15 protein-coding genes are annotated in these 17,457 nt (G+C 50.2%); 6 read left to right on the top strand and 9 right to left on the bottom strand.

The window, feature by feature from the left end:
• Positions 1–53: 53 nt before the first annotated feature.
• Positions 54–827 carry a hypothetical protein gene (locus tag ACYVJM_RS23985; RefSeq protein ID WP_461150774.1) on the top strand — a complete coding sequence of 258 codons (774 nt, stop codon included), beginning with the start codon at positions 54–56 and terminating at the stop codon, positions 825–827.
• A gap of 78 nt (positions 828–905) precedes the next feature.
• Here the strand turns inward: ACYVJM_RS23985 and ACYVJM_RS23980 are convergent, their stop codons facing one another.
• Positions 906–1,868: an alpha-E domain-containing protein gene (locus ACYVJM_RS23980; RefSeq protein WP_461150773.1), complete on the bottom strand. Its 963-nt coding sequence runs from the start codon at positions 1,866–1,868 to the stop codon at positions 906–908.
• A 247-nt stretch (positions 1,869–2,115) separates the two neighbouring features.
• Between ACYVJM_RS23980 and ACYVJM_RS23975 the strand changes: the two genes are divergently transcribed.
• Together ACYVJM_RS23975 and ACYVJM_RS23970 are read left to right on the top strand one after the other, a co-directional pair.
• Complete coding sequence (locus ACYVJM_RS23975; RefSeq protein WP_461150772.1) at positions 2,116–2,904, top strand: NIPSNAP family protein; 789 nt, start codon at positions 2,116–2,118, stop codon at positions 2,902–2,904.
• Positions 2,905–2,959: 55 nt separating this feature from the next.
• Entirely contained in the window at positions 2,960–4,351 is a 1,392-nt protein-coding gene (locus ACYVJM_RS23970) for a Gfo/Idh/MocA family protein (protein WP_461150771.1), read from the top strand.
• A 192-nt stretch (positions 4,352–4,543) separates the two neighbouring features.
• Here the strand turns inward: ACYVJM_RS23970 and ACYVJM_RS23965 are convergent, their stop codons facing one another.
• The 5 genes from ACYVJM_RS23965 to ACYVJM_RS23945 all read right to left on the bottom strand — a co-directional run bounded on the left by ACYVJM_RS23965 (position 4,544) and on the right by ACYVJM_RS23945 (position 8,915).
• Positions 4,544–5,743 (bottom strand): OmpA family protein, encoded by a 1,200-nt coding sequence (locus tag ACYVJM_RS23965; RefSeq protein WP_461150770.1) that lies wholly within the window; start codon positions 5,741–5,743, stop codon positions 4,544–4,546.
• Positions 5,744–5,832: 89 nt separating this feature from the next.
• The gene (locus ACYVJM_RS23960; protein ID WP_461150800.1) at positions 5,833–6,441 is read right to left on the bottom strand and encodes a hypothetical protein; all 609 of its coding nucleotides are present in this window, start codon (positions 6,439–6,441) and stop codon (positions 5,833–5,835) included.
• 47 nt (positions 6,442–6,488) lie between these two features.
• A complete protein-coding gene (locus tag ACYVJM_RS23955) occupies positions 6,489–6,743 on the bottom strand; it encodes a Txe/YoeB family addiction module toxin (RefSeq protein ID WP_461150769.1) in 255 nt (84 codons plus the stop codon).
• Positions 6,744–6,750: 7 nt separating this feature from the next.
• A complete protein-coding gene (locus tag ACYVJM_RS23950; protein ID WP_097124126.1) occupies positions 6,751–7,005 on the bottom strand; it encodes a type II toxin-antitoxin system Phd/YefM family antitoxin in 255 nt (84 codons plus the stop codon).
• Between the two features lie 59 nt (positions 7,006–7,064).
• On the bottom strand, positions 7,065–8,915 hold the full coding sequence (locus ACYVJM_RS23945) for an ABC transporter ATP-binding protein (RefSeq protein ID WP_461150768.1): 1,851 nt from the start codon (positions 8,913–8,915) through the stop codon (positions 7,065–7,067).
• A 1,061-nt stretch (positions 8,916–9,976) separates the two neighbouring features.
• Between ACYVJM_RS23945 and ACYVJM_RS23940 the strand changes: the two genes are divergently transcribed.
• The 3 genes from ACYVJM_RS23940 (at position 9,977) to ACYVJM_RS23930 (ending at position 13,983) form a co-directional block, all read left to right on the top strand.
• Positions 9,977–11,044: a thioredoxin family protein gene (locus ACYVJM_RS23940; RefSeq protein WP_461150767.1), complete on the top strand. Its 1,068-nt coding sequence runs from the start codon at positions 9,977–9,979 to the stop codon at positions 11,042–11,044.
• Positions 11,045–11,158: 114 nt separating this feature from the next.
• Positions 11,159–11,728, top strand: a complete 570-nt coding sequence (locus ACYVJM_RS23935) for a low affinity iron permease family protein (protein ID WP_461150766.1) — start codon at positions 11,159–11,161, stop codon at positions 11,726–11,728.
• Between the two features lie 224 nt (positions 11,729–11,952).
• The gene (locus ACYVJM_RS23930; RefSeq protein ID WP_461150765.1) at positions 11,953–13,983 is read left to right on the top strand and encodes a PAS domain-containing sensor histidine kinase; all 2,031 of its coding nucleotides are present in this window, start codon (positions 11,953–11,955) and stop codon (positions 13,981–13,983) included.
• Positions 13,984–14,017: 34 nt separating this feature from the next.
• Here ACYVJM_RS23930 and ACYVJM_RS23925 read toward each other — a convergent pair whose 3' ends face one another.
• From ACYVJM_RS23925 to ACYVJM_RS23915, 3 genes are read right to left on the bottom strand one after another with little or no spacing between them, the layout of a single operon-like run.
• Positions 14,018–14,599: a biliverdin-producing heme oxygenase gene (locus ACYVJM_RS23925; protein WP_461150764.1), complete on the bottom strand. Its 582-nt coding sequence runs from the start codon at positions 14,597–14,599 to the stop codon at positions 14,018–14,020.
• A complete protein-coding gene (locus ACYVJM_RS23920; RefSeq protein WP_461150763.1) occupies positions 14,596–15,027 on the bottom strand; it encodes a response regulator in 432 nt (143 codons plus the stop codon). The genes ACYVJM_RS23925 and ACYVJM_RS23920 overlap by 4 nt, the downstream gene beginning before the upstream one ends.
• A gap of 8 nt (positions 15,028–15,035) precedes the next feature.
• A complete protein-coding gene (locus tag ACYVJM_RS23915; RefSeq protein ID WP_461150762.1) occupies positions 15,036–17,276 on the bottom strand; it encodes an ATP-binding protein in 2,241 nt (746 codons plus the stop codon).
• Positions 17,277–17,457 lie beyond the last annotated feature (181 nt).

The following is a 17,457-nucleotide window of genomic DNA, read 5'->3' as shown; positions in this document are numbered from 1 at the left end:
ATTGCCCGTCTATCCTCCTTTATCTTTGCCCGTACAACACCTTGATCCAATTGATGAAGCAAATACTTATTGCATTAGTAACGATAGTACCCCTTTATACCGTTGCCCAATCGTCCGTTTCGGCTCGCCTTAGCAGTGGTTATGACTTGGGAATGGCTTACTCGAAAAACAAGTACAATCCATCCGTTACCTATTTTCAGTTAATTAACGTTGGTGAACGCAAGCTGTTCTCCCTTGGCTGGACAGCCCGTTTGGGCGCTTTCTACGGCGACAATCAAAACTATTACACGGCGCCTGCCCGCCTGACCCGTGGCAAAACTGGTCTGGGTGCGCTTACGGCCCCGCTCATAACGGATAATATCGATACCGTTCGTTATGACTACATCACCAATACATCCTTTAATATTGGGTTTCGGGCGCAGATTAACCTGGGAAGACTGGAAATTGGGGGAAGTGCCGATTTATTGGGCATTACGCTGGGGAAGTCAAGACTGGGGCGCTACATGTCGTCCACGGGCCAGTATAAGATCAACTCCCGCACAGGGGCCGATTCAGCGACAGCCTATTTCCAGGGGGCCAACACCTTTCAGAACGCAAAGCCTGGCGGCCTTAATGTCCGCTTGCTTGGCGATAATGACCGGGGCACACTCGCCACCGAAGTTTATGCCCGTTTGCGCGTGAGTCAGCGTATGGGTATCAAGCTGGGCTACCAGTGGCTTACTACAGAAACAACCGTATCGAATCGCGATATTATTGCCGACAATAATCGGTTCCGAAACCGTGCTGGCATGGCCTACCTTGCAGTAACAGTACCCATTTTTTATTAGTGGAGCAGGGATTGGTAATTGGTGGCGTGGTGATGTGAGCGTCGTTTGACTGCACTCACACCACCACGCCACCAATTACTAAACTTCCACAGGTTTCAGGTCGAAGTACGTTTTAAAGATGGCGGACCCGATTTCGTTGGTACGCGTCTGGAAATTATCGAGGTATTGATGGAGTCCCCCTTTGAAGATATCCACTGTGTCGGTAAACTCAATCTCCGAACGAAGTCTGGACATGGTTCGCTCTGCCGAATTACCAAAGCCGTGCGCGATGTTGTTGCCGGAGATTTCGTAGAGCGATAACTCCGCCTGACGAATGCAATGCGCTACAGAACGGGGAAACATCCGGTCCAGAATCAAAAACTCGACAATGCTGGAAGGCGTTAGCGACCTGTACTGCTGGCGGTGCATGTTATACGCACTAACCGACTTCAATACGGCCGACCAGATCATTAAGTCGATGGTAGAGCCAACGGCTTCGATTTCGGGCAGCAGCGTAAAATATTTAACGTCCAGAAACCGGGATGTTTTGTCGGCCCGCTCCAGGAACCGGCCCAGCCGCCCGAAATGCCAGGCTTCGTTGCGGGTAATGGTCGCGTCGATAATACCGTAGAAAAGCTGGGTGCTGTTTCGAATTTCTGTAAAGAAATGCTGGGTTTCAATTTCCTCCCACTGCTGCTTAGGCGACGTATCGCGCACCATCAGATAAAACTGGTTGAGGTGCTCCCACATTTCTTTGGAAATGACTTCCCGAATGGTACGGGCGTTCTCACGGGCGTTGCTCAGGCAAGCCACAATGGAGTTGGGGTTACGCTTATCGAAAGTCATAAAATGAATGACATTCTCCCGCGTGGGCTGCTGGTAATACTTTGTGAATAAGTCGTGGTCGGCAGTGGCAATCAGCAAAGGCTCCCACTGCTGGTCTACATTCGGGGGCAGATCGAGCGCCAGGTTAAAATTCACACTCATGAACCGGGCATAGTTTTCGGCCCGTTCAATGTATCGGTGCATCCAGTAAACAGAATTGGCAACGCGGCTCAACATAACGTATAATATTGGGTTAAAGCGGTGGATGACCAACAAAAATAGGGCTTTTCTTCAGCAAACAAGAAAAGATGGCAATATTATACCTCCTAACCAAATAATCCTTTCACAGCAAGTACTTTATGTGTTTTATAAAAATTATAATTCCTGCCTTTAAAATTGAGTTGCGGGTAGTTGACTTAATTAGAAAAAGACGGTTTCAGGCTTCTGGGTATAGAACGCCTTATTCGTACGTTTCTGTAATATTATGATAGACAAGCTAGTTTCCTTATGCCTTTTTAGCCTGCTTTTCAGCATGGCCGCTTTCGCAACCACTACCTCCGGCAAAACTACGCCCCCCGCACCGGGTTCCAAGTTTTACGAAGTCAGAATCTATTACCCAACACCAGGCAAATATGCCGAAATAGTAGACCGTTTCCGGCAGTATACCACCAAAATTTTCGAAAAGCACGGCATGGAAAATATCGGTTACTGGACCCCAACCGATACCGCCCGCAAAGAGTTGATCTATATTCTGGCCTACCCCAGCCGCGAAGCGCGTGATGCCTCCTGGAAGGCCTTCGGCAGCGATCCAGAATGGAAAGCAGTGGTTGCCAAAACCGAAGCCAATGGCAAATTGGTTGATCATGTCGATCAGATTTTCATGACCGATGCCGACTTTTCGCCTAAGCTTAAACTAAGCCAGAAATCGCCGGAGCGGACATTCGAATTACGCACTTACACATGCACTCCCGGCAAACTACCTAACCTCTTATCCCGCTTCCGCGATCATACGATGAAGCTGTTCAGCAAGCACGGAATGACCAATGTAGCGTATTGGGTTACGCAGGAGAAAGATCCCGCTGCCCAATCCAAACTGGTGTACATCCTGGCTCACCCCAGCGAAGCCGAAGGAAAAGCCCATTTCGAAGAGTTCCGCAAAGACCCAAAATGGATTGCGGTCAAAGATGCATCGGAGAAAGAAGCGGGTGGATCACTGACCACCAAAGTTGAGTCGGTCTACATGAAACCAACGGATTATTCGCCTATTAAATAACTCGGGTAAACAACCCCTTTCGACAATCGGTTTCCTGACGTAAACAAACAACGTTATGAAACCGATTGATCGTTTTGTTACTAACCTATTAGGAAATCCAACCGTGTCTACCCTTTCGCGGCAGGATTTCCTTCAGCTAACGGGCCGGGGCCTCGCCGTTGGTGCGCTGGGAACCGCTCTAGCCTCGTGCGATAAAAAGCCCGCTGCCAGCAACACGACGGCCTCCACAGCCAGTACGCCCAGCGGACCCGTCCCTAAACTACCCGCCACCTCCCCCCCAGCCGAAGTCCCTGCCGACTCCACCAAGCCTATTGAACTGGAGCAGATCAAAGCCAAAACAGAGCAGCAGGAAGGCCCGACGCCAACCCCATTGGCCGAAGATCAACGCGTCGGCTACGCCCTCGTCGGCCTTGGACACTTGACGCTGAATCAGATATTACCCGCTTTTGGCACTTGTACGAAGTCGAAAGTGGTGGCTCTGGTGAGCGGTAGCCCCGAAAAAATGCAGAAGGTAGCTGCTCAGTATGGTATAAAGGAATCGAGTTGCTACAGCTATGCCGACTACGACAAGCTGAAGGACAATAAAGAGGTACAGGCCATATACATTGTGCTGCCAAACGGGATGCACGCCGAATACACCATTCGGGGAGCGCAGGCAGGTAAACACATTCTGTGCGAAAAGCCGATGGCAAACACCGCTCAGGAATGTCAGGCCATGATCGACGCCTGCAAGAAGGCGGATCGGAAGCTCATGATTGCCTACCGGATTCAGTACGAGCCCCACAACAAAATGGTGCGCGAGATGGTACAGACCGAAAAATTTGGCAAGGTGAAAAGCATCATCGCCAACAATGGTCAAAACTCCGACAACCCGAAACACTGGCGGTTCAATAAAGCACTGGCCGGGGGCGGCTCTCTCCCCGATGTGGGTTTATACTGCCTGAACACCATCCGGTTTGTACTAGCCGAAGAACCCACTGAGGTGATGGGCTATATTCACAGCACACCCAACGATCCACGGTTCAAGGAAGTAGAGGAACAGGTAAACTGGCTCATGAAGTTTCCGAGCGGGGTACAGGCCAGTTGTGCTACCAGCTACGGGCACCACGACGAGAAGAGCTATCGGGTTCTGGCCGAAACCGGCTGGATAAAGATGGACCCGGCTTTTCCATACACCGGCTTACAACTGGAGACCAGCCAGGCGCAGGGTACCGAAAACCAGATCATCCAGCATAAAATTGCCGACAAAGATCATTTCACTACCGAAATGGATCACTTCTCGGAATGCATTCTGGACAATAAAGTACCCTTTACGCCCGGCGAAGAAGGACTTCAGGACCAAAAAATCATGGAAGCGATTTATCAGTCGGCACGCGAAGGCAAACCGGTTAAACTGCCCGCAGTAAGCAAAAAAGACGCTTTCCGCGGGCCTCAGCCAACTGCCTGAACCAGGATTTATTGAGATTCAAAATGATTGTACAAGATTGCTACCGCGCTGCTTTCGCAGCTACAGGACACTCCTATAAGATGTTATCTTTAAGGGCGACCACCAATCTTCCTGTAATCGGCGCTCTTACAGGTTGGGGAAAGAGTTGCCGGAACAACGTGGTAGTAATCTTGAAAAATCCTTCAAATCTTTTTAAAATCCCGGTACTATTTCAACTCGCCTATTCTTTTTCCGGTTCTCCTCGTTGTTATTGGGAGCAATGGGATCGATGGGACCGCGGCCAACAGCTTTCAACCGGTTTTTAGCGATTCCCTTACTGGTTAGATAATCAACAACCGCCTGGCAGCGGTCGCGGGAGAGTTTTACGTTTAAATCGAAATCCCCCTGATTATCGGTATGGCCGCGAATCTCGATATTTGTCGCCGGATTCTCCAGCAGCACAGCCGCCAGTTGATCGAGTTCCGGAGACGATTCGGGTCGCAGCACCGGCGAGCTTTGATCGAAATAAATATTCTTCAGCGCAATGGCTTTCCCTTTTTCAAGATTCCCAAATGGTTTGTTCGTAACAGCCGGCATTGGTAGACTACCGGAAAGAGCAGGCACTTTCGGAGCTGGTTTTGCGGTGGCAGTTTCCACGTAAGCCGTCTTCGCCGATTTTACTACCGCTTCGGGCAGCGCCTGAGTTTTTGTTATATCCGGCGCTTTTTTAGGCGTTAACATAACCCGTGCTTCACTCTGTACACTATCCAGCTTAATGGACTTTGTGAAATCGCCATACCCATTGGCAGAACTGGTCAACTGGTAAACACCCTTACCGGGCAGGTCTGTTTTAACCAGACCGGTCGTCGAATCGGGCGTTAGCAGAAGTGTTGTCTTGCCCGCTTTGCCCGAAATCGTAAAGCGAGCCTCACGAATCAGTTTGTTTGTCCGGCTGTCGACCGCCCAAACGGTTAATTTAATTGGTGCCGGGTCCAGTTGGGCGTCAAATTCATAGCGGTTACCCGTCGACGACACGGCAATCGTCATACTTCGAAAAGCCGTTGTATACCCCTCGCCACTTACCTCAATGGCTAACACATCCGGCTCGTAAAACACCTGCTCAATCCGTCCGTTTGCCAGGGAGAGCGTTTGCGTCTTACCCGATGATTGGGAGGTTAGGCTGGCAACAGCCGATGTTAGCGGCTTACTAATATCAACGGCAAATGCCTTTATGGTTAAAATACTGGGATTGGCTGTGCGTCCGGCTTGAGCTGGGGAAGCCATGACCGGCCTGGCACTGGGTGTCGCTTTGATGCGTGAGTAGTCCATTTCCCTCCGTTGGGCCATACCAGAGCCTGCAAGCAGTACATAGACGGCTACCGCCAGAAATAGCTTTCCGTTTTGAAGGAACATCCGTTGCCTGTTTAGTTAGGAGCCCGTAAAGTCCTGAAAACCTTACGGGCTTATACTGTCTGATTCGCTACTCAACGCTTGACGTTCGCTTAATGATGCGCCGTAGTCGATACGGGCGGATTAATCATGATATGCGCCCTGTGGGTACCGGGGTCCATAATCCAGGGCATGCCAGGTGCTTCGGGCTTCAGCGGTAAACCGGTACTTTCGGCGGTAGCGTACGGAATGTACACGACCGAGCGCAGATAGCCGTCTTTTACCTCTCCCGTAGCGGCATCATAATCTTCATCCTTAGCGGTATAAGAGAATAACGACGATGGATGGCTTGGCATTGTCAGCTTTTTGGCCTTCACCTCCTGCTCACGCATGGCCAGAATTTCTGCCGGTTTTTTACCTTCTTTTTTTAACAATCGTCCCCGTTCCATAAAGGGGTCCAGATCGCGGTGGTAGCAGGAAACGCTCAGCCCTTTCTGCGCGGGATCATCGGCTAGACAAACGAGTTCGTTAGTTCCTTTACGCAGTACAACAAACTCATTTTTAGCGGAGTAGCCATACACCGTAGCTCCATCACGTTTGTCGGCTGGAGCCGCCAGCACAGCCGTTTTGATCTGAACATCGGGCGAAGGAATGCTGGGCGTCTGGGCGAATGCCGTGGCGGACAGGCTATACAAAGCGATGAAGGAAAGGGTGTTTTTCATATGGGTATTAAACGGGTTAGTTAGGATGGCACGAGGCAGGGCCATCATCAGTAATGAAAGTGACATTGGATGATGTGTATTCGGTCAGCTTCGACCCGGTATACGAGACGATGTTCGTCGGTGATTCGTCTCGACCAAAACCCCGACAAACTCTCCTTTAAGGGTTCTGCCTTTCCTTTCCCCTCAAATGGAGTACGGAGGCATTCTTTGATGAGTTCGTTAATACGACGCAGTACGCTTTTTTCTGTCTGCTGCCAATAGATGTAGTCTTCCCATGCATCCTTATCCCATGATAGGTTCATTATCCGCTTAGTCTTCTATCAGTGGATGCGACTCAAACTCCCCTCGGTCTGCACGGTCAATAGCGCTCATTAATCGGTTACGGTTCTTTTCCGAACTCAGTAAATGAAGCGTTTCCTTCAGTGAATTATACTCTCTTAGTGAGATTAAAACGACATTTTTGTTCTCACTGCGGTTAATAATAACTGTGTCGCCGTCATCGCTAACCTGATCAAGTTTGGCTTTCATCGACCGCCTAAACTCTGTGTAATTGACAACCTGCATAATTAGTTATTATTTACGTACAATTTTAAGTACTTATTCTAGATAAAACAAGCCTATTTTTACTGATATCCCCGTGCCTGTAAACCAAACAATTCGGCATAGCGGCCGTCTTTCTCCAGCAACTCATAATGGCTGCCAATTTCGAGCAGGGTGCCGTTTTCCAGTACCAGAATCCGGTCGGCCATGCGGACGGTGCTGAACCGGTGCGAGATAATCACCGATGATTTCCCATCCGTGAGTTGCCCGAAGCGCTGGAAAACTTCGTATTCGGCGCGGGCGTCGAGGGCTGCGGTGGGTTCGTCCAATATTATCAACTGAGCGTCGCGCATGTAGGCTCGGCCCAACGCCACTTTCTGCCACTCCCCGCCCGACAATTCAACCCCTTTGCCAAACGAGCGACCCAGTTGCTGGTCGTACCCGCCGGCGAGTTTAGCAATGACGGTGTCGGCCAGACTGCGTTGGGCAGACGTTTCGATACGAGGCTGGTTGGTTCGTTCGTCGATGTCACCCACGGCAATGTTCACGCCCGCCGACATTTTGAAGCGGGTATAATCCTGAAAAATGACACCAATATTTCGCCGGAGCTCCATCAGGTCATACTCCCGCAAATCGTAGCCATCGAGCAGAATACGCCCTTCGGCGGGGTCATACAAACGAGCCAATAGTTTAACGAGCGTCGTTTTACCCGCTCCATTCTCGCCAACAAGAGCCAGTTTCTCACCCGCCTGCAAGGTGAACGAAAGATTACGCAACGCCCAGCGCTCGGAGTTCGTGTATTTAAAACCTACATTCTCGAAGACAAACCCCTCCCGAATCGGGTTGGGGAACGGACGGGTCGTTTTGGGGGAGTGAATGAGGGGCTTAATGGCGAAATAATCGAACAGGTCCTGTAAATAGATCGCTTCCTGTGTCAGGCTGCTGAACTGAAGCAGGATACCTTCCAGCGATCCCCGCACCTGCCGGAACGACCCGGCCAGAAAGGTTAGATCGCCGAGCGAAATTTGCCCGCTCACGGCCCGCATGACAATCCAGACGTAGGCCCCGTAATACCCGGCGGTACCCAGCGCGGTGAGCAACGTGCCCCACCCCGCCCGACTGATGGCCAGCGAGCGATTTTTGAGGTAATATCCCCACGACAATTCCCGAAATCGGTCGATCAGAAAGCCCGACAGACCAAAAATCTTGACCTCTTTGGCCGTCTCGTCACTCGCGCCAATGTAGCGCAGGTAATCGAGTTCACGTCGTTCGGGGGTCCAGGAGCGGGAAAGTGAATAACTGCGTTGGTTAAAGTAGTTGTCGCCAATGAATGAGGGCGTTACGGCCACCAAGATCAGCAACAACAGCCAGGGGTTGTAAACGGCAAGACCAGCCGCCAAAAAACCGACGGAAATAAGCTCCTGCACCTGCCCGAAAACACCGGAGAGCAGCACCGTCCGGCCGGAGGTTTGCCGACGGGCGCGTTCGAGTTTATCGTAGAAAGTAGCATCTTCAAACTGTTCGAGATCGAGCGTTGCCGCGTGTTCCATCAGTTGGATGGAGGTCTGGTTGGCGAACAGGTCGCCCAGCAGGCTGTCCATCAGCGCTACGGCCCGACCCAGTGCGGTCGACAGAATCGCCAGCCCGAATTCGGCGCCGACGAGCCACCAGATGTAGTTTGTATCGTCCGTTGTGGTGTTTCTGGACAGGGCAACAACCTGGTCAATGATCAGCTTACCAATGTAAAGTGTAGCAGCCGGGATAGCGGCCCGAATCAGGCGCAGAGCAGCATTGCCAAGAAACAAGCCCGGCGAGACCTCCCACACCAATTTGAAAAATGCGGGCAGGTTTCCCAATGCCGCAAAGCGCTCCCGCCAGCTTACCTGGTCTTTGGTATCGGCGGGGTTAGCGTGTGGAATTTCTTTTTTTGCCATATACAAAAAAGACAAGCCCAACCGGGGATTAGTTCAATAGCCTGCGCTTCCGTCCATTCATAAAACACACCGGTTAAGCCACTTGCCTTCTTGGCGAAATTGCTTTTACACCAGCTATATCCAGCCGTTTCCCGCCCACGTCCTGAACTGTGCATTTGGCAAACAAATTACCAAATCGGGTCACTTATTAATCGCTATTAGGTTAAAGATTAAATCCCTTGCGGCCAGGGCTGCATCGGGGTTCACCTCTAAATTTTTGTCTGCTTTTTCTTTATGATCAATCGATTTCTCCTGCTCTCACTCATTACACTATCATTTATCTCCTTCAAGAAGAATGACGATCCTTAGCCCAATCTGCCGCCAGCCGCTTTTACAGTTACCGCTAAGGCTGCATCCACCAGCGTTGATGTCTGGACGTCAGTAAGAGCATACTTTTAAGGTTAATCAGTTGTGGTGCCAACAACATCACGAGTCTGGAGCTAAGCAAGAACACAGCCCTGATAACCATTCGTTGTGAATATAATAAGCTTACGAGTGTGGATGTCAGCAATAATACGGCGTTGGAAGTTTCAGTGTCTTACCCTACCCTCTTTTCCGGCACCTCATTGACCCGGTTGGATGTCAGCAAGAACACAAAACTGACTACATTAAGCTTTTTTGGCAATAGCCTCACAAGTCTGGATTTGAGTAACAATAAGTCATTGGACTACCTACGTTGCAATTCGAACAAACTAACTTCTTTAGATTTAAGAAGCCAGACCGGTCTACGATCACTATACTGTGAGAACAATAAGGTTCAAACAATTTGCCTTTCCAGCCTATCCCTGGTCAATTCTTTCTGGCCTAAAGATGCGACGGCCACTTATCAGATTTGTCCATAACCAGTTGGTAAAAATTAACATAAAGGCTCAAAACAAAAGGCCCTGTTCAAAAGAACAGGGCCTTTTGTTTTCTATTCTGGTGATTAGAGACTGAGTTGTATTGGCTCTGGCCTGCTGCTTGTCAGCCACTTACCGATAAGTCAGTACTAGAATTGAACGATTTTTATTGTTACTTCCCGAATGAATTCATTCGTGTCAAGGCTTCTTCTGTCCTCTATTTTATTAATCATCTGTAGAGCGGGTGCCCAAAGCTTGCCACTCCCGTTCGTCGACCCGCCGGGCATTGTCTTTTTTAAAGGTTCCTGGAAAGATGTACTCGCCGAAGCTCAGCGCCAGAACAAACCCGTATTTCTGGACGTCTACACAACCTGGTGCCCGCCCTGCAAACGAATGGCTATCGAAGCTTTTCCCAACCCAAAAGTAGGAGCCCGTTACAACGTACATTTTATCAACTACCAACTCGACGCCGAGACAGGCGAAGGCATTGCCATTGCCCGACAATACCTTGTGGCCAGCTATCCAACGTCTCTGTTCATCGCTCCCAATGGTGATCTGATCCACCGGGCGGTAGGGTACGGCGGCATCAACGCCATGCTTGTCCAGGCCGATCATGTACTATCTCTGCCACGCCTGAAGCCGACGGTTGCCAAAGGTGATAAAGCATACGCCGAAGGAAAACGAGACCCGGGCTTCCTGAAAAAATACCTCCAAACGCGTCAAGCGCTCAACCGCCCCACCAGCGACGTACTTGATGCGTATCTGGATGCCTTACCCGAGTCGGAACGCACCGCAGCGGAAACAGTACGGTTCGTGGCGGGGACCATTGAATCGACCGACACCAGAGCGTTTGACCTGTTGATTGCCAATCGTCCTAGTCTGCTTACGACCGATCCGGCAGAAGAAAGCCTGTCAAAAGTAATCTTCAGTGCGCTGGAGCGGATATTGAACAGCCCTTCTAATCAGGTCGGTACCCGTACGAACAATGACGCGCAAACGTCCGAAAAAGGTAGTGTAAACTGCAAACGGGAGGCTCCAACCGACTGGGAACCGGCCCTGGTGTGGGCAGAGCGCTCCATTCGCCTGTATCGCACCCACAACTCCCTGCACACCTATGCCCAACTGCTCAGAAAACTTGGCCGTACTCAGGACGCAATCAATGCCCAGAGAGAAGCGATTGTTGAAGCAGCAAAAGAGGGCTGGCCAGTGCGAGACTACGAAGACGAACTCGCAGAAATGAGCCGAAGGTGACGACGCGTAAAAAAGACAAAGAATTACTCATTTTTTAATTTCAGAACGCTTTATTACCCAGCCTTTAAGCGTTTATATCAATGTCATTACCTTTTTTTAACCCAAGTAACTACAATGAGTACCTCTTCATTTACCAAATTTTTTGAGCGATTTGCCTCCCGGGCAACGCAGGCGACCGGCTCCTCTACCGCTTTTTTGCTTGCCCTTCTCACCATTATTGTCTGGATCATCACCGGCCCTATTTTCGGCTACTCCGACACCTGGCAATTAGTCATCAACACGGGCACGACCATTATTACCTTCCTTATGGTTTTCCTGATCCAGAAGTCGCAAAACAAGGATTCACTGGCCATGCAACTCAAACTGAACGAACTCATCGCCGTAAACCGCAAAGCCAGCAACCGGCTGCTGAATGTCGAAGACCTGACCGAAGCGGAACTGCACGCTCTGCATCGATTTTTCGGGCAGTTGGTTGAAAAGGCAAAGACGGAGGCTACGTTATCGGTATCGCACTCCGTTGAAGAAGCCGAAGATATCCATCAGGATAAGCTCGATGCCTTATTCGAGCGGCAGTCAGTTCGCCGAAAAGAGAAACGAGTTGACACATTGGCACCATCACCTACCCTGAAATCACCCTCAAAAAAACGGTCGGCCAACAGAAGTCAGGCTAATAAGAAATTTTAAATCCTGCTGTTCTTACGCAAGAGCAGTGTAAACGAGAGTAGACACTTTTCCCTTACTTTTGTTTAATATAAGATCAACATTTTTTTTGGGCCGCCCACTCGGCGAAAAACGAATTGATTGATCCCAAACACCGGGTAGTTCGTTGTTTGTCAACTCCTCACAAGACGGTAATTAACGTCTAGTACAACCAAGCGACAAACGAATTTTACAGACAGTCTCAACGCATGAATCGGCCTTTTGCTGCCCCATCAACCTCATTATTAGTCAACGAAGAAGCCTTACTTCTTCGTTCTTATGATCAATTACAAACGGCACTTAGCATTGGCCTGATTGCGACCTGGTTCTGGGATCTTGAGGCAGACAACGTAGTTGGCGACCTGAACCTCCTTCGCATGTTCGGTATTCACGAAACTGAGGGAAAAGCTGGTCTCCCCCTGCATGTATTTACCGATTCCATACACCCCGACGACCGCCCCCGGGTTGTTCAACTGATCGATCAAGGCGTACAAACGGGCCAGCCCTATGAAGCGGAGTACCGCATCGTGGTTAATAACCAGACACGCTGGTTACTTGCCAGAGGGCGATTGATGTACGATATTCAACAGCAACCGCTTGCCTTCTCGGGCGTTCTGGTCGATGTAACAGACCGGAAGGAAGTTGAACTGCGCTCGCACATAGCCGAAACGAGTTTCCGGCTATCGGTTGAAGCCGCCCGCATGGGAACCTGGGATTACAGTCCGCCCACGGGCCAGTTGATCTGGTCAGATCGGACAAAAGAGTTGTTCGGACTGCCGCCAACGGCACCTATCAACTATGCTATTTTCCTCCAGGGACTTCATCCGGATGATCGGGAACGAACGGATCAGATGGTTCACCTGGCGCTTCAACCCGGCAGCAGTGGTCGATTCGACTGCGAATACCGAACGCTGGGCCTCGAAGATAAGCAGTTACGCTGGATACGTGCCAACGGGCAGTCCTTTTTCGATGATGATGGGACCGTCAATCGGTTGATTGGTACGGTTATCGATATAACGGCCGACAAAGAAGCGGAAACATTGCTGCAACGACGGGTAGATGAACAAACCCACAAACTGGAACAACAGGCCCTTGCGTTGCGAACCACCCTCGACGCGTCGATCAATAGTATCATTGCGATGACTTCCCTGAGGGATGAGACGGGCACGATCGTTGATTTTATGATGGATACGGCCAATGAAGCCGTCATTAAAAGCAACTTTATGACGCCCGATCAAATCATTGGCCGAAAGTTGCTGACTGTATTTCCGGGAAACAAGGATAACGGTTTTTTTGATCTCTATGTCCGTGTTGTCGAAACGGGCCAGGCTGAACAAAGCAGCCAGTATTACCGCGATGAGTTTGGCCTGGAAGGCTGGTTTGAGGTATCGGCCGTAAAGCAGGGCAGCAACGGAGTGGTCGTTACGTACAATAACATCACCGACCGAAAGCTGGCCGAACTGGCCGCCCAACAGCAGGAACGTGAACTAAAAGAAGCCAACGCCGAGTTACAGCGATCCAACGAAAACCTGCAACAGTTTGCCCATATTGCTTCCCACGATTTGCAGGAACCACTCCGACGCATCCAGGCATTCAGCGATATTCTCCAGAATCAGTTTATCGATAGTCTCTCGGATGGAGAACGCGACATGGTCCGGCGAATTCAGAAGTCGGCGCAGCGCATGCAGATGCTTATCAAGGATTTGCTCCTTTACTCACAAGTAAGCACCCAGCGGGATTCGTTCACGACTATTCCTTTGGATACGGTTCTTGAAGATGTTGTCGCTGATCTGGAAATGACCATCGACGAGAAAAACGCAACAATCGATGTATCTCCCCTCCCATCGGTGTACGGGAGTGCCTCTCGGCTTCGTCAGCTTTTTCAGAACCTGATCACCAACGCCCTGAAGTTCTGCCAAACGGGTGTTCCTCCGCTGATTCAGATTCAGTACCGCGCTGCCCAACCGGACGAATTGCCACTCGCCCTTCTGAATGAGTCCAATGAGGCATTCTGGGTAATTACGGTTACCGACAATGGTATTGGATTTGACGAACGCTACAAAAACCGGATTTTCACGCCGTTTCAACGACTCCATAAGACGTCCTATAGCGGAACGGGCATTGGCCTGGCCATTGCACAACGCGTAACCGAAAGCCATGGCGGGGCCATTGACGTAGCCAGCGAGGAGGGAAAAGGTTCTACATTTAAAGTTTTCTTACCGGCTATTAGTGGCAAATGATAAATTGATAATTAATTATGGCCACTAACGAGCACTAACTTACTGACTTACCAACTTCAGTAAATGTCTCCTGATAAAGTTTAAACGTCTGGCTGGCCGAGGCAACTACCTCGTCGGCATGGGCCGTGCCTTTTTGCGTCAGGAAGTCGCCAAAAGTCCGCCAGTATTTACCCGTTTCGGCCCCGTAGCCACCGTAGAACCGGGCCTGTTCCATAACTGGCTGAAGGGTGCTATTCTTGTGCAGTAACCGGCCAATTACGGTGCCGCCCAGCATGGAGCCTTCACCAACATAAGCCGCACCCAGCAACGCCACCGCCGACCAGTCGGCAAATAAGGTTGTCATGGGAGCCGGCAGCGGCTCGTTCAGGTAGTTTAAATCAGCTGCCAGCCAGTCTGTTTTTTTACGACGTTCGGGCTGATAGTCTGCAAAAAAGTCGGAGTGCCGATCAATAGCGGATTCGAGGGCTTGATGAAAGACAAAATGGGTACGCAACAGGTGGGTATATTCTGCTACTGAAAGAGTACCATTCTGTAAGGCTTCTGTATAAAAAAGTTGCTCCGTTTGCTCATGAGCGGGCCGGGTTTCGTGCCGCAATCGTTCCAGTAATTTACTCATTTATAGTCTATTCGGGTATTGTTTTCCAGCCAGAAATCGCAAAGTTTTCTGAGCAGCGCACCGGTAGCCTGATAACTACCCGGCTTCACAATATACGCATTGATACCGGCCTGATAAGCTGACTGTATATCTTCAGGATTATCTGATGTACTAAAAACAACGATGGGCAGGAACCGAGTTCGCTCAAGCGAACGGGTTTGTTCAATGACATCAATTCCGCTTATCCCTATTAAATTAATATCCAGCAGCACTAGTTTCGGCAAACCCAGTCTTTGTTGTTCATAGGGCCCCTTTCCGGTCAGGTAGTCCAGTGCCTCTGAGCCGGAAGGCAATATAGTATACGTAACAGCCCGATTTAGCTTTCCCATTAGCCGACAAAATATATCTGCATCGTTCGGGTTATCTTCAACATATAGTACGTCTACCATGATCTAGTCTAATCAGCAGGTGTTATGGGAAAGGAAACGTGGAATACAGTACCCTTATTCGGCTCGCTATGAAACCATATTTTGCCATTATGCCGGTTAATGATTCGCTTCACGATGGCGAGTCCTACGCCGGAGCCTTCAAAGTTTCGGGCGTTTTCCAGACGTTTGAAGAGGTCGAACATCTTCCCGGCCTGCTTCATGTCGAAGCCAATACCGTTATCTTCTATCGAGTAAATAACCTCCTGATTGGTCTGGCGTCCACTTACTTTGATAATGCCCTCGTAAGTCAGCTGTGTGTATTTAGCCGCATTACTCATCAGGTTTGTAAAGAGCTGAAGCGCCATGGTAGAATCGGCCACAATAGGGGGCGTATCGCCAATGTCGATACGCAGCGATCGGTCTTTTGCCGTGACCAGAAGCTCTTCCCGAATCCCTTCCAGCAGATGTTTCATGTCGATAGTCCGGGTGTCCAGTTCGGTACGGCCCATCCGCGAATAGTACAGGATGTGGCGGATAAGCCGACGCATTCGATCCGTTGAGTCAATCACCTTCTGGAATAAAGCCTGCGCATCGGGAGTGAAATCCTCTCCATACTCTTCAAGCAGAATCTCGGCGTAACACCGAATGGACGACAGGGGCGTCCGCAAATCATGCGATACCGTGTAGCTAAACGCGTCCAGTTCCTCATAGGCCAGTTGCAGACGCTGGTTGAGCAGACGTACTTCGTTAGCCTGCCGGGTTACGATCTGCAAAACATCTTCCCGCAGTTTCACCACCACCGAAATCTCCGCTTCGGTCCAGCGCTCCGATGTGTTCCGAACCATTTCGGTCCAGGCCGCAAAGCTCGTGCGCGGACTGAGTCGGCGCATCCCGTTGTCTTCAACGGTTACGGGCTTATCCGGATTACCCGCCCAGGTAACCTGTTGAACCAGCTCAGGTTTGAACCAGAAAATATATTCGTTCAGCTCTCTCGACAGAACAATGGTCAGCAACCCTGCCCCAACGGCCCTGAACTCTTCAGCGGGCGGATACAGATTAGGCAGTTGATTCGTTTCCAGAAACGATTCGGTTGTTGTTGTGCCCACCCAGTCGGCTAAGGCTCGAATAGCCTGCTCATCAGGCGTTTGCCCTAGCGTGTACACTCTGTTGTTAAAGACAAGTGAGACACCGGTGGCACCGGTAACATCCAGCGCCGTAACGGACTGCTTCGTGAGGGCGCGGGCAACATCATCGCTAAGCAGCAGTTGCTCATGCAGTTGCTGGCCTACCTGCCGGTATTGCAGCAGATTTGTCTGATCCTCTTTATCCTTCCGAAACTCCAGGGCAGAGGACAAAAGCTGACTGACGAATTTGGCAGCCTGACGCGCCGTGAAATCAGTGAAATGGGGTGTACTGTTATGGCAGGAAATAAGCCCCCATAATTTGTCCCGATACAACAGCGAAATACTCATAGATGCTTGTACACCCATGTTTTTCAGGTATTGTATGTGAACCGGCGATACGGCCCGCAGCACAGAATGCGTAAGATCGAGCGGTTTATCCGTTGGCCAGTCGGCTTCGGATAGGATGGGCGACGGCGCACTGTTGACGTCGGCAATGAGTCGAACCAGATTGACTTTGTATAATTCGCGGGCCTGACGCGGAATATCCGATGCCGGGTAATGCAAGCCCAGAAATGACTCCAGATGCTCTTCTTTTTCTTCGGCAACAACCTGCCCGTGCCAGTCTTCATTAAATTGATAGACCATTACCCGATCGAAACCGATGATGGTTTTTACCCGGCGGGCGGTATTTTGCAGCAGGTCGGACAGGGTCCGGCTCGTTTGTACCTCGGTTAAGGCCTGCGAGATAAGCTGCTGGTTAATTAACGTATTTTGATCATCGCCCACGGGTTCCCATTCAAGCAGAACGAGGTTCTGGTACTGGTGCATGATCAGATTCCAGCTTGTACCGTTCACCGTGACCCGATGTGGATTCAGAATTTCCCATGACTCGTTCCGGCGGCTGACATTCAAAAGCTCGACCAGCGTACTGGCGGGCAGATCGGTGGCGCTCAGCAACGTATCAATGGGCTGGCCCAACAGGGAGGCCGCGGGAATACCAACTAAATCAACAATGTTCTCGCTGGCATGAACAATGGAATAGGTATCGGGCTGAATGGCAATCAGATAACCGTGCGACTGAATATGACCAAGAATATGAATGGGCTCCCGGTCACAATTTGTCAGATCAAAACTTTCTTGAATCATCGACTAACAGTCTATGCTAAGCAACGTAATCGCCAAGACTGCAAACGAAAACGAGACACTACTCTATTGTTACTAACTTACTGCAATATAAGCATACAAAGTCAATCGTTGTAGTAAACTTATCAACTGAATTGACTATCTATCCGCATTAGGCACCAAGCGACGAGTAAATGCCTGATAG

The sequence above is a fragment of the Spirosoma pulveris genome (genome assembly GCF_054781875.1).
Note: the sequence above shows the minus strand (reverse complement) of the source record. Positions and strands in the feature narration are given on the sequence as shown.